Annotated in this window: 22 protein-coding genes; 9 read left to right on the top strand and 13 right to left on the bottom strand. The window is 60.5% G+C overall.

Going from position 1 to position 25328, the window contains the following annotated elements; translation table 11 throughout:
* Positions 1–9: 9 nt before the first annotated feature.
* Together PVT68_RS11580 and PVT68_RS11575 are read left to right on the top strand one after the other, a co-directional pair.
* Positions 10–1800, top strand: a complete 1791-nt coding sequence (locus PVT68_RS11580; RefSeq protein ID WP_280318205.1) for a DUF4153 domain-containing protein — start codon at positions 10–12, stop codon at positions 1798–1800.
* A gap of 157 nt (positions 1801–1957) precedes the next feature.
* A complete protein-coding gene (locus tag PVT68_RS11575) occupies positions 1958–3211 on the top strand; it encodes a multidrug effflux MFS transporter (RefSeq protein WP_280318203.1) in 1254 nt (417 codons plus the stop codon).
* A 10-nt stretch (positions 3212–3221) separates the two neighbouring features.
* Here PVT68_RS11575 and gstA read toward each other — a convergent pair whose 3' ends face one another.
* Positions 3222–3821: a glutathione transferase GstA gene (gene gstA / locus PVT68_RS11570; RefSeq protein WP_280318201.1), complete on the bottom strand. Its 600-nt coding sequence runs from the start codon at positions 3819–3821 to the stop codon at positions 3222–3224.
* 151 nt (positions 3822–3972) lie between these two features.
* Between gstA and PVT68_RS11565 the strand changes: the two genes are divergently transcribed.
* Positions 3973–4698 (top strand): sulfotransferase family protein, encoded by a 726-nt coding sequence (locus PVT68_RS11565; RefSeq protein ID WP_280318199.1) that lies wholly within the window; start codon positions 3973–3975, stop codon positions 4696–4698.
* Between the two features lie 21 nt (positions 4699–4719).
* On the opposite strand, the gene PVT68_RS11560 is transcribed toward PVT68_RS11565, so the two are convergent.
* From PVT68_RS11560 to PVT68_RS11550, 3 genes are all read right to left on the bottom strand, one after another.
* Positions 4720–5703, bottom strand: a complete 984-nt coding sequence (locus PVT68_RS11560; protein ID WP_280318198.1) for a glutathione S-transferase family protein — start codon at positions 5701–5703, stop codon at positions 4720–4722.
* Between the two features lie 46 nt (positions 5704–5749).
* The gene (locus PVT68_RS11555) at positions 5750–6178 is read right to left on the bottom strand and encodes a DoxX family protein (RefSeq protein WP_280318196.1); all 429 of its coding nucleotides are present in this window, start codon (positions 6176–6178) and stop codon (positions 5750–5752) included.
* A gap of 188 nt (positions 6179–6366) precedes the next feature.
* A complete protein-coding gene (locus PVT68_RS11550) occupies positions 6367–7254 on the bottom strand; it encodes a LysR family transcriptional regulator (protein ID WP_280318194.1) in 888 nt (295 codons plus the stop codon).
* A gap of 164 nt (positions 7255–7418) precedes the next feature.
* On the opposite strand from PVT68_RS11550, the gene PVT68_RS11545 reads away from it, so the two are divergent.
* The 3 genes from PVT68_RS11545 (at position 7419) to PVT68_RS11535 (ending at position 11721) form a co-directional block, all read left to right on the top strand.
* Positions 7419–8342, top strand: a complete 924-nt coding sequence (locus tag PVT68_RS11545) for a pirin family protein (RefSeq protein WP_280318192.1) — start codon at positions 7419–7421, stop codon at positions 8340–8342.
* 130 nt (positions 8343–8472) lie between these two features.
* Positions 8473–9771, top strand: a complete 1299-nt coding sequence (locus PVT68_RS11540) for a cation:proton antiporter (protein WP_280318190.1) — start codon at positions 8473–8475, stop codon at positions 9769–9771.
* A gap of 48 nt (positions 9772–9819) precedes the next feature.
* On the top strand, positions 9820–11721 hold the full coding sequence (locus PVT68_RS11535; protein ID WP_280318189.1) for a monovalent cation:proton antiporter-2 (CPA2) family protein: 1902 nt from the start codon (positions 9820–9822) through the stop codon (positions 11719–11721).
* A gap of 26 nt (positions 11722–11747) precedes the next feature.
* On the opposite strand, the gene PVT68_RS11530 is transcribed toward PVT68_RS11535, so the two are convergent.
* The gene (locus tag PVT68_RS11530; protein WP_328517446.1) at positions 11748–12290 is read right to left on the bottom strand and encodes a lipocalin family protein; all 543 of its coding nucleotides are present in this window, start codon (positions 12288–12290) and stop codon (positions 11748–11750) included.
* A gap of 21 nt (positions 12291–12311) precedes the next feature.
* The gene (locus tag PVT68_RS11525; protein WP_280318187.1) at positions 12312–12551 is read right to left on the bottom strand and encodes a VF530 family protein; all 240 of its coding nucleotides are present in this window, start codon (positions 12549–12551) and stop codon (positions 12312–12314) included.
* 137 nt (positions 12552–12688) lie between these two features.
* On the opposite strand from PVT68_RS11525, the gene PVT68_RS11520 reads away from it, so the two are divergent.
* From PVT68_RS11520 to PVT68_RS11510, 3 genes are all read left to right on the top strand, one after another.
* Positions 12689–15022 (top strand): TonB-dependent receptor, encoded by a 2334-nt coding sequence (locus PVT68_RS11520; protein WP_280318185.1) that lies wholly within the window; start codon positions 12689–12691, stop codon positions 15020–15022.
* Between the two features lie 64 nt (positions 15023–15086).
* Positions 15087–15953: an oxygenase MpaB family protein gene (locus PVT68_RS11515; protein ID WP_280318183.1), complete on the top strand. Its 867-nt coding sequence runs from the start codon at positions 15087–15089 to the stop codon at positions 15951–15953.
* Between the two features lie 24 nt (positions 15954–15977).
* Positions 15978–16865 (top strand): oxygenase MpaB family protein, encoded by an 888-nt coding sequence (locus tag PVT68_RS11510; RefSeq protein ID WP_280318181.1) that lies wholly within the window; start codon positions 15978–15980, stop codon positions 16863–16865.
* On the opposite strand, the gene PVT68_RS11505 is transcribed toward PVT68_RS11510, so the two are convergent.
* From PVT68_RS11505 to pdhA, 7 genes are all read right to left on the bottom strand, one after another.
* On the bottom strand, positions 16862–17851 hold the full coding sequence (locus PVT68_RS11505) for a 2-hydroxyacid dehydrogenase (protein ID WP_280318180.1): 990 nt from the start codon (positions 17849–17851) through the stop codon (positions 16862–16864). The two genes, PVT68_RS11510 and PVT68_RS11505, sit on opposite strands and share 4 nt — an antisense overlap.
* 210 nt (positions 17852–18061) lie before the next feature.
* The gene (locus tag PVT68_RS11500) at positions 18062–18835 is read right to left on the bottom strand and encodes an alpha/beta hydrolase (protein WP_280318178.1); all 774 of its coding nucleotides are present in this window, start codon (positions 18833–18835) and stop codon (positions 18062–18064) included.
* Positions 18836–18987: 152 nt separating this feature from the next.
* Positions 18988–20817 (bottom strand): glutamine--fructose-6-phosphate transaminase (isomerizing), encoded by a 1830-nt coding sequence (gene glmS, locus PVT68_RS11495; RefSeq protein WP_280318177.1) that lies wholly within the window; start codon positions 20815–20817, stop codon positions 18988–18990.
* 122 nt (positions 20818–20939) lie between these two features.
* Complete coding sequence (locus PVT68_RS11490) at positions 20940–21701, bottom strand: DeoR/GlpR family DNA-binding transcription regulator (RefSeq protein WP_280318175.1); 762 nt, start codon at positions 21699–21701, stop codon at positions 20940–20942.
* Positions 21702–21908: 207 nt separating this feature from the next.
* The gene (locus tag PVT68_RS11485; RefSeq protein WP_280318173.1) at positions 21909–23078 is read right to left on the bottom strand and encodes a dihydrolipoamide acetyltransferase family protein; all 1170 of its coding nucleotides are present in this window, start codon (positions 23076–23078) and stop codon (positions 21909–21911) included.
* A complete protein-coding gene (locus PVT68_RS11480; protein WP_280318171.1) occupies positions 23075–24130 on the bottom strand; it encodes an alpha-ketoacid dehydrogenase subunit beta in 1056 nt (351 codons plus the stop codon). The genes PVT68_RS11485 and PVT68_RS11480 overlap by 4 nt, the downstream gene beginning before the upstream one ends.
* Entirely contained in the window at positions 24131–25261 is a 1131-nt protein-coding gene (gene pdhA / locus PVT68_RS11475; protein ID WP_280318169.1) for a pyruvate dehydrogenase (acetyl-transferring) E1 component subunit alpha, read from the bottom strand. It abuts the gene before it with no gap.
* Positions 25262–25328: the final 67 nt, after the last annotated feature.

Here is a 25328-nt window from a genome sequence, read left to right as displayed (position 1 = left end):
GGACGTCAAATGCAGGGAAGCAGCGACGAACACGGGGAAAATCTTTCTGATTCAGAAAGTCTCGGCGCGACCGAAAAGCGCCTGATACTCGCCGCAGCCCTGATTCAGGGGCTCAGCCTCTACGCCCTCAAATATTTCGATGCCGTCGACGCCTGGTCGCCGGTGTGGCAATACCTCTGTTATACCCTCGCCGTTGCAATCCCGGCGCTGGTCATCGTTACCATCGCCCCGCGCCTCGCACGGGGTTACTGGCTGCTGGTGGCCGGGTATATGCTGCTGCTGGCACTGCTCGCCATGTACCGCGGCTACCAGTGCACCCCCGCCAGTCTGGTGTATTGCGGCTGGCCCCACGGTTATGAAACCGTCGTCGGCATCGCCACTTTTATTGTCGCTTTCCTGCTGCGCGCCTGCGCTACCGGCGTGGAACAGCTGCAACGGCCGCAGTATCCGGCGCTGTTTCACTTCTCCTGGGACAATGCTCTTACTATCGGCCTGACACTGGTGTTTACCGGCATCTTCTGGCTCATCCTTTTCCTGTGGCAGGCGTTGTTCAAGCTGGTGGGGGTCGGATTTTTTCGCGAGCTGTTTGAGAAGGACTGGTTCATTTATCCGGTGACCTGGCTGGTGGCTGGTTGCGGGGCGATACTGTTCCGCTCCCAGCCGAGCTTTGTGCTGACCCTGAAGCGGTTGTTGCGCACCATGCTGGTGGCGCTGCTGCCGTTACTCGCCGTTCTTACCATCGTGTTTCTCGCCACCCTGCCGTTTACCGGTCTGCAGCCCATCTGGGATACCGGGCGCGGCAGCGCTCTGCTGTTGTGGTTGCTGGCGCTGCTGCTGTTTTTTACCAACGGTGTTATCCAGGACGAATTTCCGTTTGCGCGCTACCCCACCTGGATCAACCGCATTCTGTTGCTGGCGCTGATCGTGGCGCCACTTTACGGTGCCTTTGCAGTGTACGGGCTGTGGCTGCGGATAGCCCAGTATGGCTGGACCCCCGAGCGGCTGTGGGGATTCGTCGTGGCGCTGACCCTGTTTATGCTGGCGGCGGCCTACTGTATTTCCATCCTGCGCACGGGCGGTCACTGGGCCGGATGGCTACGACGAATCAATACTGGACTGGCGTTGTGGGTTCTGGCGGTATGTATCGTCACCCACTCACCGCTGGCGAATTTCTGGCGCATCAGCGCCGACAGTCAGGTGGCGCGACTGCGGGACGGACGAATGGCGCTGGCGGATTTCGATTTCTATTTCCTGCGCCGGAATCTGGGGCGGGAAGGGCTGGAGGCCCTGCGGGAAGTGCAAACCCTGCCAGTCGTGAAGCAGAGCCCGGAGATTTCCGATTACGTCGACCGACTGCTGGCAGTAGATAAAAACTCCAGCCGGCAATTGCGCAAGCACCCGTTGTCCGACGAAAAAACGACGCGCAGGCTACACGACATCCCGGTGCTTCCGGACGGCAGTGTTCTTGTCACGGAATTTGATGCAAAACATGAAGCGCGCGACTGCGTACACGTCAATCGCAACTGCCTGTGGCTGATTCAGGATCTGGATGGAGACGGCACCAGTGAATACCTGCTGTTCCTGCATACCACACGACGGGACGACAACAACTGGCTAAAGGTCAGCGCATTCAGTAAAACCGAAGGCAAATGGCGCAACTTTGCCAGCGACAGTCGCGAAGTGACGCTGGGATTCACCGAACTGCAGCAACAACTTCGACAACAATCGCCGGAACTGCGTCCATCCCGCTGGCATAGCCTGTACCTCGGCCACGAGCTGCTTTTCGATCCCACGGAATAGGGTGGATTAACGCAAATATTCACCGCTTTCATGGAATCCGCCCTCGGCGCCCGCTAAGATGCCGGCGCACGCACACCGCAGACACCGGCAACTAAGCTTGCCGGGCTAATGGGCGTTTGCCCGCAGACGTAACAAGCTTCAATTTTTCTGAATCACTATGCCCCCGAATTTTTTTGATGCCGACGGTCAGCCACCGCGCTGGCTGGCCCCCTGTCTCGCCGCGCTGGTGGCTCTGACGCCCTTTGCCATCGACACCTACCTGCCGGCGATTCCCGCCATGGCGCAGGCCCTGGGGGTCGAGGTAGCACTCGTGCAGCACTCGGTATCGAGCTACCTGCTGGGCTTTGCGGTGGGGCAGATTTTCGGCGGACCGCTGTCCGACCGTCTGGGGCGGATTCTGATCGGCACCATCGGTCTCGCCATCTTTATTGCCAGCACCGCCATGATTCTGTTCACCAACAACGCCGAGCTGCTGGTGGCGCTGCGTTTCTGCCAGGCACTGGGGGGCGGTTTCGCGACGGTAATCTGCGGCGCCATTGTGCGCGACCTGTACCACGGGCGCGACGCCGCGCGGGTCATGTCGATGATCGCCACCATGATGCTGATCGCGCCCATGGTGGCACCGGTGATCGGCGCCACACTGCTCAACTTCGGCGACTGGCACGCGATCTTCATCTTCCTGTTGGTCTACAGCGCACTGATGATGGTATTGGTGCGCGGGGTGCTGCCGGAAACCGTATCAAAATTCCGCCGCGCACGCCGCCAGCGGGAATCCCGTACCGCGCTTGTGCGCAACTATGGGCAGATTTTCCGCTGTCCGCGGGCTCTTGGCTTCCTGTTCGGGCAGGCACTGGTGAGCGGCTGTATGTTCATCTACATCACCACCGCGCCCTTTGTGTTTATGGAGCACTTTGGCGTGTCTTCGGGGAGTTTTCCGCTGATGTTCGGCAGCTGTGTGCTGGGACTGGCGCTGATGATGCAGCTGAATATCCGCCTGCTGAGGGTGTTCGAACCGCGCCAGCTATTGCTGGCAGGAATGACGCTGCTGACCCTTGCCTGCGGACTGCTGCTGGCCAGTACCCTGTACTTTGGCAAAAGCCAGTCGCTGCTGGCGTGGATGGTACCGCTGGTCATGGCGATGGGCAGTATCGGTATCATTGCCCCCAATTCCGCGGCCTGTTACCTGGAGTTCTTCCCCAAGATCAGCGGCACGGCCAATGCGCTTTACGGCGCGTCGCTGTTTATTTCCGGCGGCCTGCTGGGCGGGCTGGTGAACGGTATCCACACCGGCACCCTGGTTCCCATCGCCGCCGGTATGCTGTGCTGCGCCGCCGCCGCGCTGGCCATGGCCCTGTTTCTGGCCAAAGCCCTGCAGCCAATCGAAATTCCACAGCGGGCTGCGCGGGCCTAGGGCTTCATGCTCAGATCAGCCCCTCGTCCTGCATCGCTTTCTGCACCCCCGGGCGCGCTGCCATGCGCTCGGCGAAGGCCTTGAGTTTCGGCCAGCCACCGGTATCCACACCCGCGTTGTCACACCAGCTGTACACGGTGAACAGGTAGGCATCGGCGATACAGAAATCGTCCCCGGTAAGGTAATCGCTGGCCATACGGTCTTCCACAAACTGGAAGCACCGGCTCACCTGCTTGCGGGCCTTTTCCTTTTCATCGCCGGAGCCGTCCCAAAACAGGGGCACGAAGGATTTGTGAATCTCGGTGGAGATGAAATTCAGCCATTCCAGCACCCGGTAGTGGGCCAGAGTTCCATACTCCGGCGCCAGTTTTGCGGTTGGCATCTGCTCCGCCAGGAACTGCACGATCGCCGGGCCCTCGGTAAGTACCTCGCCACCTTCCAGTTGCAGCGCCGGCACATAGCCCTTGGGGTTGATCTCGGTGTAGTCACCGCCGGTTTCGGTCTCCTTGGTCTTCAGGTTGACCCGGCAAAGTTCCAGATCGATGCCTGCCTCACAGGCGACGATGTGCGGGGACAGGGAACAGGCCCCGGGGGCATAATAAAGTTTCATGGCAGGGACTCCTGCTTGAGTTGCTGATATTTGGTTACTGGACTCTGGCTGGCGTCAGCGGCGGTCCGAAGCCTGCGCTCAACCAAGAGGGGCTATGTTAGAATTCGCGCCAACCAAACGCCCCGAATAACCGCCGATAGTGGCCCTCGACATGCATCAACTGCTCGACAAACTACTGTTCAACCGCGCCACGCTGCCCTTGCGCCCCTTCTACCGGCGCTATCCCTTCAGCTCTGCCGCTTCCATGCGCAGCGCCAATGACCGCGGCATCGTGGATATGGAGCTGGGTTTTTTCTACAACCGCATGCCCAAGGCGGCCAATTCCACCATGGTGACCAATCTGGTGCGCCTGAAGCTGGGCCACGATCTGCCGTCCCCACAGGCCAAGCGGGCCTTTCCCCATCCCGGCCGCCTGGGCAGCTCGGATATGGCGGCGTTCCCCGGCCTGTTCAAGTTCACCGTGGTACGCAACCCCTACAGCCGCCTCCTGTCCGCCTATCTGGACAAGGTGGTGCGCTTCTCTGATCGGCCGGGTAACGGCATTACCTTCGAACAGTTTGTAGAGAAGCTGGCGACAGACCGCAAATACCTCTACAGCAACGCCCACTGGGTTCCGCAATCTGACCTGCTGCTGCTCCCCGCCGCCGAACTGGACTTTGTCGGCAAGGTGGAATCTCTCGACCGGGATCTGACCGAAATCAAGCGCCGCTTGCAGCCGGGCAACAGCGACCAGATCACCAGTGCCGGTCCTCCCGCAACCGGCGCGTCCAACAAGTTGCGCCGTTACTACAGTAATGAAGCGCTGGTGAAGCAGGTAGCGCGTATCTATCGCGCAGATTTCGAGACCTTCGGTTACGACGTCGCATTCCCCAGCTGATCCGTACCAAACCCCACCGGCTCAACCGCGGCGGTGGGGTGCGGCGTAATCCAGCTCCGGCCCGAGGGGCACTATCCCGGTGGGATTGATATTGCGATGGCTGGCGTAGTAGTGGGTTTTGATATGGTGAAAATCCACCGTCTCCGCGACCCCGGGCCACTGGTATAGCTCGCGTACAAAGTCCCAGAGATTCGGGTAATCCGCCAGCCGCTGCTTGTTGCATTTAAAGTGGCCGTGATACACCGCGTCGAAGCGGATCAGCGTGGTAAACAGGCGCCAGTCCGCCTCGGTAATGACCGCACCGGTAAGATAGCGGCTCCCTCCATGCTGCTGTGCGAGCCGCCGCTCCAGTTGTTCCAGCACCTCGAACAGCCGGTGGTAGGCCGCCTCGTAGGCCTGTTTACTGGTGGCAAAACCCGCGCGATACACGCCGTTGTTGACGTTTTGATAGACGAGTTCATTGGTGGCGTCGATATCACCGCGCAGGGCCTGTGGATAGAAGTCCTGGTCATCTCCCGTCAGCGCATCGAACGCAGAGTTGAACATGCGGATGATCTCCGCGGATTCGTTGCTGACAATACATTCACGCTCCTTGTCCCACAGCACCGGCACGGTAACGCGGCCGCTGTAGTCCGGGCGGTTGCGGGTGTAGATCTGATGCAGAAACTCACTGTGGTAGATCCCGTCGCCGCTGCTGCCTTCCTGTTGATCGAAGGTCCAGCCGTTCTCCCGCATATAGGGGCTCACCACCGACACGCTGACATAGTCCTCGAGCTTTTTCAGCTTGCGGAAAATCAGCGTGCGGTGTGCCCATGGGCAGGCGAGGGAGACGTAAAGGTGGTAGCGGTCCTTCTCTGCGGCAAAGCCACCCTCGCCACTGGGACCGGGGGCGCCGTCGGCGGTAATCCAGTTGCGCAGCTGTGCCGCCTCGCGCTCGAACTCGCCACCGGATTTATCGGTGTCGTACCAGCGATCCTTCCACTCACCATCTATCAGCAATCCCATCGGCGCTCCATTTCTATAGTTGTACTTTTTACAGGCCTGTACCCGGTCAACGACGCTTCGCTTTAGCCATCGCGTGATCAAAGCTGAAGCGACCAGCCCCGGCACAGGCGAGGATCAGGAAACCGCCGGCGATGGTGATGTTTTTCATAAACAGGATCTGTTGCATCTGATCGCCTGGGACATTGTGGAACAACCAGGCCGCCGCCAGGCAAAAAGCCGCCAGCGCCACTGCCACCCAGCGAGTGCAGAAACCGAACAGGATCGCCAGGCCGCCGCCCAGCTCCAGCAGAATCACCAGCGGCAGGAGCACCCCGGGTAATCCGGCGGACGCCATATATTCCTGGGTGCCGGCATAGGCGCCGATCTTGCCGTAGCCGGCGACGATAAACATCACTGACATCAGAATGCGCGCCAGCAGTTTGCTGAAATCACACAGCACGCCGGGGGCGGCAGTGTCGTTCAGGGTGTGCTTCATGACAGAGTCCTCTGATCTGAGTTCCGGAATGGAAAGTGTATGCAGTGACGGTGACTTGCGGTAACCGCCCCGGAACAAGTGCAGAACAATGCATTCCGAACACCCATGCCATGCAGTCTAATTCGTATTTACGCAACTAAAACCGCATATTTTCGCTTGGAATGATCGAATTTATCGATTGAAAGGCACTATTCCAGCTCTGGCAGGCCTTCACGCAACGCCTGCAGCAGCGCACAGGCGGCGGGTCCGGCGCGGTCCTGATCCGCGTACACCAGATACACGGTCACCTCCCGCTCCCAGGGCTCATCGGTGCGCAGGGGCAACAACCGGTCGGCGGACAGGGAATCGCGAATGCGGGTCTGCGGCAGCCAGGCGAAACCCAGGCCGCGCTCGATCAGCTCGATGGAAGTGTGCACATTGCTGACGGTGATGCGCTGGTCCGAGCCGAGCCAGCCCGCATCCTGGCGGTTCTTCAGCGCCGAGTCCCGCATCACGATCTGCCGCGCGGCCTTGAGATCCTCGCGATTCACCGGGCGTCCCAGCTGGTGCAGCGGATGTTCGGGATGGGCTACCGGCACGAACTTGACCCGCGCGACGGGCTCGCCGACAAATCCCTGTGGCACCCGCGCAGAGAGAATAAAATCCACCTCCTGCTGCAGCAGCAGCTCTTCGCCACCGGAGAGTACCGTTTCGCGGATCTCCAGCCGGGTGTGGGGGAACTCTACGGCAAAGCGCTCCACCGCATTTAGCAGCGCCTCGTAATCGAACAGCACATCCACCGCCAGGCGCAGCCGCGCCTCGGTACCGGCCGCCAGACTCGCGGCCACGGATTCCAGCGCCTCGGCTTCGTCCAACAGGCCACCGGCACGATTCAGCAGCACGCGCCCCGCGTCGGTGAGCTCCGCCTTGCGCCCGCGCACTTCCAGCAGGGAAACGCCAAGGCTCTCCTGTAACTTGTGCACGGCGTGATTGATAGAAGACTGGCTCTTGTGCACGGCGTCCGCGGCCTGGGAAAAGCCCCCGTGCTCTACCACCGCCTGAAACATGCGCCACTGTTCCAGTGTTACCTTGGCCATAGACTGTCCCTTGTCTGATTTCGATGTCTGATTTCGAGTACTTGTGATTTTACGAGGTCGATGAGCTGCGAGATCTGTCGAGCTGATCGAATATTAGTTGCGATTATTTGCCATTTTCTGGCGATTTTATCGGCCTATACTGCCGGAAACAGAGGAGCAGAACCATGGACAACTTCACACACAAAGGTACAGAGAAGGTTACACAGAGCAGTAATTCCAGCACCGGTATCCGCCCTGCAGTACGGGTGATCGCGGGCCATCCGTCCGCCGACGGCGCCGGGGTGAAGATTCACCGGGTTGCGGGATTTCAGTCCGCGGATTTCAGCCCCTTCCTGATGGTGGACGAAATTCGCTCGGAAAATCCCGACGACTATATCGCCGGTTTCCCACCGCACCCGCACCGCGGCATCGAAACCCTGACCTACATGCTGAACGGCGAATTCGAGCACCGCGACCACCTCGGTAACCGCGGCGCCATCGCCCAGGGCGGGGCTCAGTGGATGCGCGCCGGGCGCGGCATCATCCACTCGGAAATGCCGTCCCAGTCCAGGGATGCCACGGGCATGCACGGCTTCCAGCTGTGGATCAACATGGCGGCGAAGGACAAGATGAGCAAACCCGGCTGGCGGGATATCCAGCCCGAACAGGTACGCGAAGTCGCACTGGATGATCACGGCTCGCTGATCCGCATGATTGCAGGCCAGTGGCAGGTGCATGGAAATCCCGAGTCAGCGCCGTTGCTGGATGCGGCGGCCGAAGCGTCAGTGGCGGATGTACGTTTAGTGGCGGGCGCGGAGGTCAATCTGCCACTGCCAGCGGACCACAGTGTGCTGGTGTACATCTATCGGGGTGCGTTGGATACCGGGCGCGGTGCGGTAAGTCGCGGCAATCTGGTGTTGTTTGGCGGCGGCGAATCGCTTAAATTGCGCGCGCCTGAGGATGCACCGGAACAGGGCACCGGGATGCTGGTACTGCACGGCAAGCCGCTCAATGAGCCGGTTGTGCACTATGGTCCCTTCGTCATGAACACCCGCGAACAGATCGAACAGGCCGTGCGCGACTACAATAACGGCACCCTCGCCGAGTAACAGCGCCTTCGCCACTGCTTTTTGTAGGAGCCTGCCTGCAGGCGAATTTCCCGCTACCGGGTGTTCGCCTGCAGGCAGGCTCCTACAGTTAGAGGTACCCCCGCACCGCACCGGAGACCCCGCGCCCACAATGGACGTCTATTACACCTTCTGCTTTCTCGCTGCCGTCTCCGTTTTCCTCGGTTTCCTCAATCAATATGTGCTGCGCACCCAGACCACCATCGCCATTACCGCCGGCTCGCTGGCGTTGTCGCTGATTGTCATCGGCCTTGGCAAGCTGGAAATCGTCGAACTGCGCGACTGGGCAGCGCAACTGCTGCCGGTGCTGAATCTCGAGGACCTGTTGCTGAAGGGCGTGCTGGGCTTCCTGCTGTTTGCCGGCAGCCTGCACATCGACCTGTTGATGCTGCGCAACCAGAAAGTGGAAATCACCTTGCTGGCCATTTTCGGCACCCTGATTTCCACATTTGCCATCGGCTATATGCTGTATTACTTCTTCGGGCTTATCGGCATGCCAGTGGAACTGGTGTACTGCCTGCTGTTCGGCGCGCTGATTTCTCCCACCGACCCCATCGCGGTGCTCGCCATCATCAAGAGCATGAAGGCGCCCGAGCAGATCTCTATTCAGGTGGAAGGGGAGTCACTGTTCAACGACGGCTTCGGTATTGTGGTGTTTGCGGTGATCTACGCGCTGGCATTCGAAGGGACCGAGCCAACGCTGCCCGCCATCAGCCACCTGTTTATGGTGGAGGCGCTCGGCGGTATCGCCCTTGGTCTCGCGATTGGCGGCCTGTTCCACTGGCTGATCTGCTCCACCAACGACCACAGCCTGGAACTGCTGCTGACCCTGGTGATCCCCACCGCGGGCTTCGCCACTGCCAATATACTCGGTGTTTCCGGCGCCCTGGCGATGGTGGTTTCCGGCATCATCATCGGTAACTACACCCGCGAACGCGGTTTCTCGCGGGTGAGCCAGCACGAGCTGGACCACTTCTGGACCATCACCGAGGAATTCCTCAACGGCATTCTGTTCCTGCTGGTTGGCCTGTTCCTGATCACCATCAATTTCCAGCCCATCGACTATGTACTGATTGTGGTCGCCATTGTGGTCGTGTTGCTGGCTCGTATCCTGGCAGTGAAAATCCCCTTCCTGCTCCTCAAGCGTCACCGCAAATACCACCCGTACACCGAGCGCATCCTGATCTGGGGCGGACTCCGCGGCGGCCTGGCGCTGGCACTGGCAATGTCGATTCCCGCCGGTTATACGGTGGTTGGCGATCACGATCTGCGCCACTTGTGGATTGTAATGACCTACGGCGTGGTACTCTTTTCCATTGTGATTCAGGGGTCCACCATTGCTCCGCTGATTCACCGCAGCCGCGCCGCCGTCTTCCCGGAAGGCGACCCCGCCACGCCACTGCCGGATTGATACCCGTCGGCGCGGCCAAAATACCCATAAACAAAATACAGACAGGCCATGCCCCACGATAACCCCCTGATCCAGGCTGTGATATTCCTCGCCGCGGCGGTAATTTCCGTACCGCTCGCCAAGCGTCTGGGCTTCGGCTCGGTGCTCGGCTACCTGGTGGCGGGGGTGCTGATCGGACCCCACGCCTTCGGCCTGGTGGGCGACACCAGCGACGAGCTGCACTTCGCGGAATTCGGTGTGGCGTTGATGCTGTTTCTGATCGGCCTGGAACTGCAGCCGCGCAAACTCTGGGCCCTGCGCGGCGCCATCTTTGGCACCGGCGGCGCCCAGGTGCTGCTGACTGCGGCCGTGGTATGCGGTTTTGCCATGGTACTGTTCGGCTTCAACTGGCGCACGGGCACCGCGGTGGGTCTGATCCTGGCGCTGTCTTCCACCGCCATCGTGTTGCAGTCCCTGTCGGAAAAGAACCTGCTGAAGACCGAGGGCGGGCGCAATGCGTTCAGTGTGCTGCTGTTCCAGGACATTGCGGTGATCCCGATCCTGGCACTGCTGCCGCTACTGGCGACGGTGGAAATTGCCACCGATCCCGACCGGTTGCAGGGCTGGGTCTACGCACTGGCAGTGCTCGGTGCCATCGCCGCACTGGTTCTGGCCGGGCGCTATCTGCTCACGCCGCTGCTGCGACTGGTGGTGGGCACCCGCACCCGCGAACTGTTTACCGCCTGTTCACTGCTGATTGTGCTGAGCGCCGCTGCGGTGATGACCTGGCTGAACCTGTCACCGGCACTCGGCACCTTTATCGCCGGTGTGGTACTGGCGGAGAGCGAGTTCCGCCACGAACTGGAAGCGGATATCGAGCCGTTCAAGGGCCTGCTGCTGGGGCTGTTTTTCCTCGCCGTCGGCGCCAACCTGGATCTCGCGCTGGTGATGCAAAAGCCGCTGCTGCTGCTCGGGTTGCTGGCAATGCTGGTACTGGTGAAATTCATCATCCTGTTTGCCCTGGCGCGGGTACGCGGTATGGCGCGCGGGGAAGACTGGCTGTTTGCGGTATCCCTGGCACAGGCGGGGGAATTCGGTTTCGTGCTGTTGGCCTACGCCAGCCAGAATGAGGTGCTGCCGAGCGACGTGAGCAGCCTGCTGATCGCGCTGATCGCCCTGTCCATGGCGTTCACACCGCTGCTGCTGATGTTCTATGAGCAGCTGATCCAGCCGCGCTTTTTTACTGGCCCCCGCACCCCGGATATTCCCGGCAGCGCTCCTCAGGACGACGGCACGCCGGTGATCATCATCGGTTACGGTCGCTACGGGCAGATTTCCGGACGCCTACTAAATGCCTGCGGCTTCGATACCACGCTGCTGGAACACAACGCCGAGCAGCTGGAGCTGGTGCGCCGCTACGGGATCAAGGCCTATTACGGGGACGCCTCGCGGGAAGACCTGTTGCATGCCGCCGGTGCCGAAAACGCCAGAATCGCCATCCTCACTTTGAGCGACCAGGCCGCATCACTGGAAATCGTCAGCCGCATCCAGAAGCACTTCCCGCACCTCACCATCCTCGCGCGTGCGCGCAATCGCATGCACCAGTACGCACTCATGGAAGCGGGGGTGCAGTACATCTATCGCGAGACCGTCGACAGCGCACTGGATATCGGCGCCGGCGCGCTGCAGGTGCTGGGCTGGTCCAAACACCGCGCGGCCCGCGCGGCGCGCAAATTCAAACAGCACGACCAGCGCATGCTGGAATCCCTGTTCCCATACTGGCGCGACGAGTCCCAGCATATTGCCCAGACCAGAATCTACCGCGAGCAATTGCTGCAGGCGCTGCGGGAAGACCGCCGCGACCCCGATCTGCACCTGGATCATCACTGGAGCGATCACGACAAGCAGCCAAATCGCAAATCGGGAGATCGCAAACAGAAGGCTGGAACGACCGCCAAGCCGGGGCTCTGAGGCCCGGTTAACGAACCTGACAGGGCTCAGTCAGTATCCAGCGGCGATTGCTCGACAAAAATGAGCGCCCCGGTGTCAAAACCGAGTTCATCCGCACGCTGCAGAAACCGTTTTTTCACGGATTCATCCACCGCAGGCGTGCGCGACAGCAGCCAAAGATAGGAGCGGTTCGGCCCGGACACCATCGCGTAGCGATAGTCCTTGTCCAGCTCGAAAATCACATAGGAACCGTAAAAGGGACCAAAGAACGACACTTTGAGGTGGCCCACGTCCGGCGTACCGATAAAGTACGCCTTGCCCACAGACTCCTTCCAGCTGGCGTGTTCCGCGTCGAAACCGCGATTGACCACCTTCACCCCGCCGTCGTCACGCAGGCTGTATTCCGCGGTGACCCGGCTCAGCCCGCGCTCGAACGAGTGGTCCAGGCGCGCAATTTCATACCACTTGCCCAGATAGCGCGGCAGCTCGAAATCATCGATGGGCTTCACGCCTTCCGGGATCCCGGTACAGGCCGCCAGTACGCCAGTGAACAGCAGCAGTAATGTTTTCAGAAATCGGTTGTGCAGCACTCGACCACCACCTTCACAGATTCACTTCTTCCAGGGATTGTTGTCACTGAAGGTCGAGATATACAGCGCCTCGACCTTTTCCCGGGCCCATGGGGTTTTACGCAAAAACTTCAGACTGGATTTCACCGACGGGTCATTGCGAAAACAGTTTGCCGGAATCCGCTGCGCGAGCCCGTCCCAACCGTAGTGTTGCTCCAGCTCGATGACGATGGTTTCCAGCTTGATGCCGTGCAGGGGATTATTGGGTTGTTCGTGGTGCATGGCTGTTGTTACTCCGATTAATCACGCGACAGGGTATTAGCCCACAATTCATCCAAACGGACGAATCAATTTTTCCCCACCTCTCCATACTGGCTCAACTCAAAAAAAATAATGCAACGATGAGAGGGAAACTCGCCATGGCAATCACTTCGCCCCAAAACAGCCATCCACTCCGCGGTATCTCCCTGGCCACCACCGCGCTCGCCTCGGTGATCGCCGCTGCACCCGCAACCGTATCCGCCCAGGAAGGGCCGCAGCTGGAAGAAGTCGTGGTTACCGCCCAGCGCCGGCAGGAAAACCTGCAGGACATTCCGGTGGCGGTCACCGCCATCACCGGCGATGCGCTGGCCGAGGCGCGCGTGGACAGTATCGAGAATGTGCAGCAGCTGTCATCCAGCGTGCGCTTCGCCGTGGTCAACAGCGCCGCCAACAGCGCCAATATCGTAATTCGCGGCATCGGCACCGTCGGTAACAGCCGCGCCTTCGAGGGTGCGGTGGGTGTGTTTGTGGACGGTGTCTACCGCACCCGTGCCGGCCAGGCGATGCAGAACTGGCTGGATATGGAGAGCCTGGAAATCCTGCGCGGCCCCCAGGGCACCCTGTTCGGCAAGAACACCTCCGCCGGGGCACTGATTCTCAACAGCAAGGCGCCCGATACCGAAGCGGTCAGCTTCGATTACGAAGTCGGCGTGGGCAACTACGGCAGCCAGATGGTACGCGGCGCCGCCAATCTGCCCCTGGGCGACAACGCCGCGGTGCGTGTGGCCGCGCTGTGGGGCAGTGAAGACGGCTATATCGAGGACCCCAACGGCGGCGACTACAATGGCCGCGAACCCCGCGGCGCCAAGGTCCAGTTCCTGTACGAGCCGTCGGACACCTTTTCCAGCCGCCTGATCCTCGACTGGTTCGACGAGCAGAACAACTGCTGTTACGGGCAGGTTAACGCCATCGACGGCCCCACCCAGCCGCTGATCAACGCGCTGGTACAAATGCAGGGCAAGGAACTGCCCTCGGACGACCTCAAAGACTACCAGCAGGTACTGAGCAACCCCACGGACCAGGCGATTGAAGACAAGGGCGCAGTGCTGCATATGACCTGGGCGCTGGATGGCGGGCGCACGTTCAAATCGGTGTCCAGCCTGCGCGACTGGCGCATCTCCCAGGAGGGCATGGATGGGGATTTCGTCGGCGCCAACATTCTCGGCATCAGTGAGTCCCTCAGGACCAAGATGCTCTCCCAGGAATTCACCCTGCACGGCGACCTGGAGCAGGTCGGCCCCTTCGCCGGCGCGGACTATGTGGTGGGGCTCTACTATGCGGATGAAGAAATCGACGCACACCACGAACTCTGGTGGGGCGACCAGGCCCAGTTCTACTGGGACACCCTGTTTTTCCAGCTTTACGGCGCTCCCGCCGGTTTCGTCGACGCCACCGAAGGTCAGTGGAGCGATGTGGATATGCCCGCAGACAGCGTGTCCTACGCGGCGTTTACCCACTGGAACCTGGATATCACCGAACAATTTGGGCTGACGATGGGCCTGCGCTACTCGCGGGATGAGAAAAACGGCGCCATGTTCCGCAATGACTTCACCACCGCACCCAACGCGGTGTTCCGGGTGCTCACCGCGCAGCCGGGGCCGGAATTTGACGACCACTACGAGGAAGACGCCTTCAGCGGCTCACTCGCCGCCCAGTACCAGTTTTCCGAGCGGGTAATGGGTTACGCCTCCTACAGCCGCGGCTACAAGTCCGGTGGCGTCAACATCGACAACAGCGGTGCCGGCACCAACCTGAACAACCCGGAAGAAACACCCGGGGCGATTCCCGAAGACCCGGTCTACCGCGCGGAATACATCGACGGCTACGAGCTCGGCCTCAAGTCCGAATACTGGGGCGGTCGCGCGCGCAGCAATCTGGCCCTGTTCTACAACGACATGACCGACCTGCAGCTGGCCCAGTTCCAGGGCACCCGCTTTAGTGTGGACAACGCGCCGGAGGCCACCGTCTACGGGCTCGAACTGGAGAACCAGTTCCTGCTGAGCGAGGTATTCGCACTCAACGTCGACCTCACCCACCTGGCGGAGGCCCGTTTTGGCGATGACCCGGTACTGGGTTTTCTGGCCGACCGTCGATTTGCCCTGGCCCCGGAGCTCTCAGCCAGTGTAGCGCTGAGCTTCGAGCAACCCCTCGGCAGCAGCCTCAACCTGTTCGGCCGTTTGGGGACGCTGTACAACTCCGAGGTCTACTCCAATACGTCCAATGACCTGAAGGTGAAAGGACAGAGCGAGTACACGGCCAGTGTCGGCCTGCGCCCGGACGCCGCCAACTGGTCGCTGTCCGCCTGGTGCCAGAATTGCGGCGATAACCGCTATGCCGCCGTTCACTTCGACTCGCCACTGCAGTCCGGAGACTACAATGCGTACGTATCTTACCCACGTACCTATGGTTTAACCCTGCGAGGCAATTTTTAAGGCCTGCCCCGCAGGGCGGGCCCTGGGGCCCAACCTTGCGAGGCGACTTCTGAGACTGATGGATTTGATTGAACAAGCAATAAACCGGCGGATGGGCGACGAGCGGTTCGACTTCCGCCAGCCCCGGGGGGAAGAAGCACTGATCCCCGCGAACTCCATCACCTGGCGCATTTTCAAGAACCCGGTTTCCATGTTTGTCGGCGGTATCACCGCCGTCATTCTGGAACTGGCGGAGCCGCGGGTGCGCGACGGGGTGTGGCACAACACTACCTTCCGTACCGACCCCATGGGGCGCCTGCGCCGCACCGGGCTCGCCGCCATGGTCACCGTGTACGGCCCACGCACTAAAGCAGAGGCCATGATCGCCGGCATCCGCGGCATGCACGGGAAAATTTCCGGCGTTACCGAGGAGGGGTTCACCTACAACGCCAACGACGTGGAGCTGCTGAACTGGGTGCAGGCAACCGCCAGTTATGGCTTTCTGGAGGCCTACAGCCAGCTGGTGAAACCCCTCTCCAGCGAGGAAAAGGACATCTTCTATGGCGAGAGCGGTATTCCTGCAGGGCTCTATGGCGCCAAGGGCTCACCGCGCTCACTGGCCGAGCAACAGGCCCTGTTCGAGGCTATGCAGCCGAAACTCAAGCCCACGGATGTCATCGATGAATTCCTCGAGCTGATGTTGCACACCCCGGTATTCCCGAGAATCCTGCGCCCTTACCAGTACCTGCTGGTACGCGCCGCCGTGCAAGTCCTACCGGACGATACCCGCGCGCACCTGAAACTCGACACCCGCCGCTGGCAACTGAAACGCTGGCAGCGCGCGCTGATCCGGTTGAGCGGGCGGCTGGCGGACCGGATTGTGATCAAGGCAAGTCCCGCCGTGCACGCCTGCCAGCGACTCGGCCTGCCGGATGGTTTTCTCTACAAATAAAAACCCAGCAAGGAAACCCGCCCGATGCCGGAAAGAAACAGGATTCGCAGAGAAATCGACCGGCTGAAGCTCCCGCAAGACCACGGCGAAATCGTCCGCCTGATCGTGTGCGACGGATTTCTGTGGGATTTCAACCGCTCCCTTGAGCTGGCCCTGTTCCGGACCTTTGCCTCGCCATCGATCGGCGGCCTGCTGGCACGCACCGGCGAGTTTGCCCGCAGTGGCCAGAAGCGCTATGACGATACCTCGCTGCTGATGCTGCAGCTATTGCGGTTTGGCTACGACAGCCCGCGGGGCAAAGCCGCACTGCAACGTATCAATCGCACCCACGCACATTTCTCCATCCGCAACGAAGACTACCTGTTCGTGCTCTCCACGTTCATGCTCGATCCGATCGACTGGATCCAGCGCTTTGGCTGGCGCACGCTGACGGACAAGGAACAGGACGCACTGTTTATTTTCTGGCGCAATGTCGGCAGGCGTATGGGGATAGAGCAGATCCCGACATCCCTGCCGGAAATGCGCGAGTACAGTGATGATTATGTGCGGGCGAAATTCGAATACAGCGATAGCAACCGGACCGTATCCGGCGCGACCTTCGGCGTGGTGGAATCCTGGCTTCCTGACCCGCTGCGCCGCTTCGTACGCCCGGTATCCGCGGTGCTGCTGGATGAGGCAACGCGCAGGGCGGTGCAACTGGAACCTCCGGGGCGCTTTTATTCCGCTGTAGTACCCCGGGTACTAAAGCTGCGCGCAACGTGGCTTTCCCTGTTTGGCAGATCCGGCGAACCGAAATGGCCCGATGGCTATCGCACTTATCCACAGGGTTATGCCATTGAAGACCTGGTCCCCGCAAAATTGCAGGAAGCGGAAAAGCGGCAAATCGAGCAGGCCGCGGATTTACCGGGCTAGCGCTCGATCCTCGTTGCCAGTGGCCGACCCTGCTCAAAATCGGTAAACGCCTGCAGGGTTGTTGTCGCGATATCCGCAAGGGCGTGGTCCGTCAGGAAGGCCATATGGGAAGTGACGATCACGTTCGGGAAGGTGAGCAGGCGGCAGAAGGTATCGTCCTGGAGAATGTCGGCAGAGCGGTCGGCGTGAAACAGGTTGGCCTCATCCTCGTACACATCAATCGCCGCGCCGCCGATATGACCGGATTTCAGCCCTTCCACTAACGCTCCGGTATCAATAAGCCCGCCGCGCCCGGTATTGATGATCAGCACACCCGGCTTGAGTTGTGGCACGCTACTGGCATTTATGGTGTGCCGGGTGTCCGGTGTCAGCGGCAGATTGAGCACCAGGATGTCACTCTCCCGGGTCAGTTCGGGTACCTCACAGCAGGTTGCTATGTCATCGAGTTCCGGCTGCCGGTGCAGGTCGTGGTAGAGAAGGCGGCAACCAAAGCCACTCAGCGCCTTGAGCACCAGCCCACCAATCTGGCCGGCGCCTAAAACGCCCACGGTCTTGTCTGAAAGCTGGGTGCCGGTCAGACCTTCAATACTGAAGTTGAATTCCCGACTGCGCAGGAAAGCGCGGTGGATTTTGCGTGTCAGCGACAGGATCAGCCCCACGGTGAATTCCGAAACCGAATGCGGGGAATAGTGCGGCACGCGCGCTACAGGAATCCCGGCTTTGTCGGCAGCATCGAGATCAATCTGATTGAAGCCGATGGAGCGGGTGACCAGAATCCTGCAGCCAATCTCTTTCAGTGCGACTATCGCTGCCCCATCCACCCCGTCATTCACAGAAACGCAAACACCGTCGCAGCCTTCCGCCAGTTCAACCGTGGCCGCTCCGAACAGTTCCTCAAAATAGAGAATCTCGTGTCCCAGCTCTTGGTTAATCGAGTCAAATGCGGTGCGCTCGCACTTGAGCGCACTGAATAGCGCTATTTTCATAAAGTCTTCCCTGAATTTTCAAAACGAATACCTGTGCTCAGTGCAGCTTAGCGAACCGGGGATGTGAAGAATTTCGATGCGTGGCGTACGTGCACCACCGGCAGCTCAGCAGCGGCAGCGTGTACAGAATCGGCTGCAAGCTTTCCGGAGTATCGGGCACTTCCACAAAAACTGGGGTCGGCTAATGGGTGACCCCAAATTTCGCAAATTTCATCGGGCCGGCGAGTGGGCGTCGAAGAACATCAGCATATCGTTCTTGACCGGCGCCTTATCTTTTAAAACCCAGCTCAGTGCGCCGATGATATCGATATGGTCAACTTCCTCATACAGGCGAGTTTCAACGATACCACCGGTGGCCTCAATCTTGGCTCGCAAACGGTTCAGGTTGCGCTGAATCACCTGTTCATCATCGGCGCCATGCAGTAACAGCATCGGGGGTTGCTTTCCATTTACAAAGGTTGGCACCTGCATATTGGGATAATTATCCGGTGGGCCAAAAATGTCTTTCAGGTCTGCCGCCTCGGGAACAAAATCATAGGGTCCGGCCAGCCCGGCAAAGGCGGCAATGATCGCCATCGGCTTCCCCTCGTTATTTAAGTAACTGGGATTCACGGAGATCAGTGCACCCATATGCGCACCCGAGGAATGACCGGATACATAAAGCCGCGCGCCATCGCCCCCGTACTCATGGATATGGTCATGGATCCAGGCGACGGCTTTGGCGGCATCTTCGATAAAGGTCGGAAACCTGACCTCGGGATACTTGGCGTAGTCCGGTAGGACAACCGTATATCCGGCATCTGCGAATGTTTTGCCGACAAATGCATACTGCTCTTTTTTTCCAAAGGTCCAGCGCCCTCCGTAAAAAAAGACCAGCACCGGGGCCGAGGTATTCGTTTTTTCCGGCAAGTAGATGTCCAGCTTCTGCCAGGGTTCCGGGCCATAGCTGATGTCCCGGTGGACCTTCTGGTGACTGATTTTCACCGGAAGATTTGCCAGGAAAAATGCTGTGGACGAGCATGCCGACATCAAGATCAGTGAAAGCCCTGTCAATAAAGTTACAGCCAGCTTTCGCATAGTTACTCGCTTTATCTCCCAACCTTTATAGATACCGGGACAAGCCCTCAACCCACAAGCTACTCCACGGTGACAGACTTGGCCAGATTCCTGGGTTGATCCACATCGGTGCCTTTCAACAGGGCGACGTGATAGCTCAGCAGTTGCAGCGGCACCGTGTACAGAATCGGCTGCAGGCTCTCCGGTGCATCGGGCACTTCCACCACCGTCAATCCCGCTTCGCTTTTGAAGCCCGCTTCGGGGCTGGCAAACACAAACAGTTCACCACCGCGTGCGCGCACTTCCTGCAGGTTGGATTTCAGTTTCTCCAGCAGTTCATTATTCGGTGCGACCACGATCACCGGCATATCTGCATCCACCAGCGCCAGCGGACCGTGCTTGAGTTCGCCGGCGGGGTAGGCTTCGGCGTGGATGTAGGAAATTTCTTTCAGTTTCAACGCGCCTTCCAGGGCAATCGGGTATTCCACGCCGCGCCCCAGAAACAGGGCGTGATTTTTTTCCGCAAAGGCTTCGCTGGTGGCCTGCACCAGTCGATCCAGACCGGTGAATTTTTCCATCAGCTTCGGCAGCTGGTGCAGGGCACTGACGAGCTCTGTTTCGCGCTCTGCGCTCAGACCGTTGGCCTTGGCGAGGGCGATACAGAAAATCTGCAGGGCGACCAGCTGGGTGGTGAAGGCTTTGGTGGAAGCGACACCGATTTCCGGGCCGGCTTCCGTCATCAGGTGCAGTTCGGATTCGCGTACCAGGGAGCTGTTGGGCACGTTGCAGATGGTCATGGAAGCGAGGTAGCCAAGTTCTTTGGCCTGGCGCAGTGCGGCGAGGGTATCGGCGGTTTCTCCGGACTGGGAGATGGTGACAAACAGGGTGCCCGGGCGCACCGCGGTTTTGCGGTAGCGGATTTCGCTGGCAACTTCGACGGAGCAGGGCACGCCGGCCCAGTCTTCGATCCAGTAGCGGGCTACAAGCCCGGCGTGATAGCTGGTGCCGCAGGCGACGATCTGCACCTGTTGTACCTGGGGCAGGATTTCGTTGGCGGCGGTGCCGAGTGCCTGGGACAGAACCGAGTGTTCGCCAATGCGGCCGGCCATGGTGGCTTCCACCACACTCGGTTGCTCGAAGATTTCCTTCTGCATGTAGTGACGGTATCGGCCCTTGTCGGCAGCGTCATGGCCACCCTGCAGTTTGTTCACCGGGCGGCTGACTTCTTCACCGGTTTTGTCCCACACGGCGATGCTGTCGCGGGTGACTTCGGCGATATCGCCTTCCTCCAAAAAGATAAAGCGGTCAGTGACCTGCTGCAGGGCCATGGGGTCTGAGGCGATAAAGTTTTCTTCGTAACCGACGCCGATCACCAGTGGGCTGCCGAGGCGGGCACATACAAGACGCTCCGGTTCGGTGGCGCAGACAACGCCGAGAGCGTAGGCGCCGTGGAGTTTTTTGGTGGCGGCGGCCACCGCCTGCAGCAGGTCGCGGTTATCTTTGGCGAGGTCGTGAATCAGGTGGACGACGACTTCGGTATCGGTTTCAGACTGGAATTCGTAGCCTTTGGCGATGAGCTGGTCGCGCAGCTCCTGGTAGTTTTCGATGATGCCGTTGTGCACCAGGGCGAAGTTGCCGGAGGTGTGCGGGTGGGAATTTTTGTCGGAGGGGACACCGTGGGTGGCCCAGCGGGTGTGGGCGATGCCCAGTTGACCGGCAGTGGGGTTGCTGTCGAGGGCGGACTCCAGGTCGGCGACCTTGCCCTGGGTTTTGCGCAGCTGCAGTTTGCCGTCGCCGTTGACCAGGCATACACCGGCGGAGTCATAGCCGCGGTATTCCAGTCGGCGCAGACCTTCCAGCAGGATTCCAGTTACATTGCGTTGGCCCAGGGCACCTACGATTCCACACATCTTTTCTTACCTCGGTTTTTTGGTCTGTGCCACTACAGTTTGGTTTAGTGGCATCGCCGCCTTCTCGTCATAGTTCAGAATGTTGAACACACTCCGTAACTTTTGTTATTTCAGTTCTGCCGTTATTTCACTTCGGCGCAAATGACTCGCAGTCCTCGGCTTTCCAGCTGCGCACAAACCTTGTCTTCTATTCCACTATCGGTCACCAGGGTGCCGAACATGTCCCAGCTCAATTCCAGGTTGGGAATTCTTCTGCCGACCTTGCTGGACTCGGCCATCACCACCACTTCCCGCGCCACTTCCGCCATCACCCGCGACAGGCCAATCTGTTCATTGAAGGTGCAGGTGCCGCGCTCGAGGTCGATGCCGTCGGCGCCGATAAACGCCTGGTCGAAGTCGTAGCCACGCAGGACCTGTTCGGCCACCTGGCCCTGAAAGGCTTCGAAGTGGGGATCCCAGGTGCCGCCGGTCATCAGCAGGGTGGGCTCGTTTTCCAGTTCCCGCAGCTGGTTGGCAACATGAAGGGAGTTGGTCATGACCACGAGGCCGCGCTTTTTATCCAGTTCCGGGATGAGTCCGGTAGTGGTGCGGCCGTAGTCGATGACGATGCGATGGTGGTCGCGAATGAGTTCGGCGGCGGCGCGGCCGATGGCGCGCTTGGTGCGTGAGAGGGGGTCTTCCGCCACCAGTTCCCGCGGCAAGGGGATGGCGCCACCGTGGCGGCGCAGCAGCAGGCCGCTGTCTTCCATCGCTCCCAGGTCCTTTCGGATCGTAACTTCCGAAGTTTCGAACATCCGCGCCAAGGCTTCGACGCTGGCCTCACCGGCGTCGTTGATCTGTTGCAGTATCTGGTGGCGACGTTGTTGGGTGTTACGTTTGGACATGGGACTATAAGTTTCGATTCGTAAGAAAATCATAGCAAACCGAAAGTTTAATTCACACCCTCCACTCGCAATCCCCCTGTAGGAGCCTGCTTGCAGGCGAAATATCCCCGGAGGTTAACCGCCCTGTGGAATTCGCCTGCAAGCAGGCTCCTACAGGGGGTTTTTCTCTCCTGTGCCACCCGTTGGGCACGCTCCGCTTTGCCCAACCTACGCTTGTGTCAGGTGGTTTTTCAGGGCGGCCAGGAATCTGGCCAGTTCGCCGCCGGTGACCGCCCGGTGGTCGGCGGTGATCGAGAGGGGCAGCAGACGGCGAATTTTGGCCTTGCCCTTGTGGGGAAGCACCGCTTCATGGCTGCGGCCGGCGCCGACGATACACACCAGTGGCGGAACCACCACCGGGGTGGCAAAGCGGCCGCCGAGACTGCCGAAGTTGGACAGATGAATGGTGGCACCCTGCAGATCCGGCTGCGGTATGGCGCCTGCCATCGCCTGCTTTCTGAAGCTCCGTACCGCATCCAGCAGCTGCTCGTCACTGTGACTGTCGACGTCTTTCAACACCGGCACAAACAGCCCTTTCGGCGCATCGACTGCGAGACCGATATTGACCGGGCTTTGTGGCGCCAGTGCGTCGTCAACAAAGTGCGCATTCAGATTGGGTACCTCTGCAGCGGCGGCGGCGATGGCGCGCAGCAGGCGCAGGGTGGCGGGTTCGCCCTTGGGCCATTTGCTGATATCGGCCTCGTCGCACAGTGTCATGGGGCACACCAGGTCCCGGGCACGGCTCATGGCCAGGGCCATGGCGCGGCGGGCAGGCTCTGTGTTGCCGGTATTTGTTGGCACCGGTCGCTTGCTGGTTTGTGGTTCCGGTGGTTTTGAGGAAGTCCGCGGTGCTGCAGCGCGCACTTCGGCCTCGGTAAAGCGGGCGCCGGCCGGGTGCAGTCCGGCGAGGTCTACCCGCAGCTGGCGGGCGAGGGCGCGGACCGCGGGGGTAGCGTTGCGCGGGCGGATCCGTATCGGCCGGCTCTCCGCGTGCAGCTGCTCGCTACCCTGATCGATCCTGCCCACCACGGTGCCCGAGTCCGTGGGCGGTTGGCCCGCTGAGGCGTCTCCGGGCTGGCTCGGTGCCGGCTCCGCGCTACCGGTGCGGTCTTTGAACCCCACCAGTGGTTGTCCGGTTTCCAGGGTATCGCCTTCGCCGGCAAACAGTTTCTCAACGCTGCCGCCCCAGGGGGCTGGCACTTCTACCAGTGCCTTGGCAGTTTCTACGGTTACCAGCGCCTGATCGGCAGCAATGCTGTCGCCCTCGCGCACATGCCACTGGCGGATTACCGCATCCGGCAACCCCTCTCCCAGATCCGGCAAACGGAACACCTTCACGCCGCACCTCCCCGCCGGTAATCCAGCGCCGCACGGGCGCCGTCGAGAATGCGCTCGACGCCCGGCAGATAGACATTTTCCAGCTGGTAGTAGGGCATTACCGTGTCGTAGCCGGTCACCCGCTGCACCGGTGCATCCAGCAGGTCGAAAGCGTACTCCTGGATCTGCGCGGCGATTTCCGCGCCCATGCCACCAAAGCGCGCGGCCTCGTGGACCACCACACAGCGGCGGGTCTTTTCCAGGGAGTCGATGATGGTGTGGATATCCAGAGGTTTGAGGGTGGCGGGGTCGATGACTTCCGCTTCGATGCCTTCGGCAGAGAGCTGCGCGGCGGCGGCAAGCGTCTCTTTGACGCTGGCGCCCCAGGCAATCAGGGTCAGGTCGCTCCCCTCACGCAGCACAAACGCGCTGTCCAGTGGCAGGGCCTCGCCGTTGTCCGGTACCGGCTGCCTCGCCGCGCGATAGATACGCTTCGGCTCCAGAAAAAGTACCGGATCCGGGTCGCGGATGGCGGCCAACAACAGGCCATACGCACGCGCAGGAGAGGAGGGCACCACCACCCGCAGCCCCGGGATATGGGTGAACAGCGCCTCGGTGCTTTCACTGTGATGCTCCGGCGCGTGAATGCCACCGCCATAGGGCGCGCGATACACGATCGGGCAGCTCAGCCGCCCGCGGGTGCGATTGCGCATGCGTGTGGCATGGCTGAGGATGTGGTCGAGTCCGGGGTAGATAAAGCCCATAAACTGGAACTCGGCGACGGGCCTGAGCCCCTGGGTCGCCATGCCCACGGCAATACCGGCAATCATGGTTTCCGCCAGCGGTGTATCCAGTACCCGCTGCGTACCGAACTGCTTCTGCAAGCCATCCGTTGCCCGGAATACGCCGCCGTTCGCGCCAATATCCTGACCAAAAACCACTACTTGCGGATCATTTGCCAGTGCATGGGCCAGCGCCTGGTTAACGGCTCCTACCAGGGTAATCGGCGCTGAGTCGCGCAATTCCGTGGCCTCCTGCCGCTCCCCCATTTCGTTGCCCGTCCGGTTTTCCATCTATTGCACCGCTCCCTCTTTTTCCCAGAGTTTTTCCCGGAGCTGCTCGTCACGCAGCTGGTCGTACTGCTCATAGAGCGATTCCGGCAACTGCGCATAAAGATGGTCGAAAATGGCGGTTGCGGGTTCCGGCGTGCGGGACTCCCAGTCGTTCAACGCGGTTTCCATCACCTGGGCCAGCTCGCGGTCCAGATCCTGCTGCTTGCCGTCGCTCCACAGGTTTTCACTGCGCAAATAGGTGTCCAGCCGTTTCAGCGGTTCCCACTGCCAGGCCTGCTCCAGCTCTTCTGCGCTGCGGTAGCGACTGGCGTCATCGGCGGTGGTGTGATCGCACAGCCGGTAGCTAATGGCCTCGATTAGTGCCGGACCTTCACCGCTGCGCGCCCGTTGCAGTGCATCCCGCACCGCCCAGGCCACCGCCAGGATGTCGTTACCATCTACCTGTAGCGCGGGAATACCGGCGGCAATCGCCTTCTGCGCGATCGTCTGGCTACCGGTCTGCGCAACGCGCGGCACCGAAATGGCCCACTGATTGTTATTCACCACGAACACCAGCGGCAGTTTCCACACCCCGGCTAGATTCATGGCCTCGTAAAAGTCCCCCTTGGAGGTGGCCCCCTCACCGGCGCTGGCGATGGCGACCTGTAGTGGGGAACCCTGTTGCTGATGGCGATATTTGAGGGCAAAGGCAACGCCGGCGGCGTGCAGCATCTGGGTGGCAATAGGAATACAGATGGGCAGATCCCGGGGCGCGTGCTGGTAATTCTGCCCGCGCTCGTCGCCACTCCAGTTGGCGAGAATTTCTTCGATCCGCACACCGCGCTCGAGAAAAGCACCGGTTTCCCGGTAATAGGGGCAATAGACGTCTTCCGCCATCAGCGCATTGCCGGTGGCAACACCGATGGCCTCCTGGCCGAGACTGGAAGGGTAGGTACCTAAACGTCCGGTGCGCTGCAGCTTTACCGCGCGATCGTCCACCAGCCGCGCCAGTTGCATCTGACGGTAGCAATGGGTGAGCCAATCGGGGCTGGCGAATTCCGGCAGGGGTTGGGTGGCGCGTCCTTGTTTGTCCAGATACTGCAGCCAGGCGATATCGAAAGACGCCTGGAGCTGCAGGCGGGGCTTGTGCATCGGCGGGTTTCCTTTTCTTTCCGATGCGATCAAGTGTAGTTCGAAAGGATGGTCTGTTTTGGGCGGG

The sequence above is a fragment of the Microbulbifer bruguierae genome, from assembly GCF_029869925.1.
GTDB classification, from domain to species: Bacteria; Pseudomonadota; Gammaproteobacteria; order Pseudomonadales; family Cellvibrionaceae; genus Microbulbifer; species Microbulbifer bruguierae.
The sequence above is the reverse complement of the archived record's forward strand: the minus strand, read 5'-3'. Positions and strand labels throughout refer to the sequence as shown.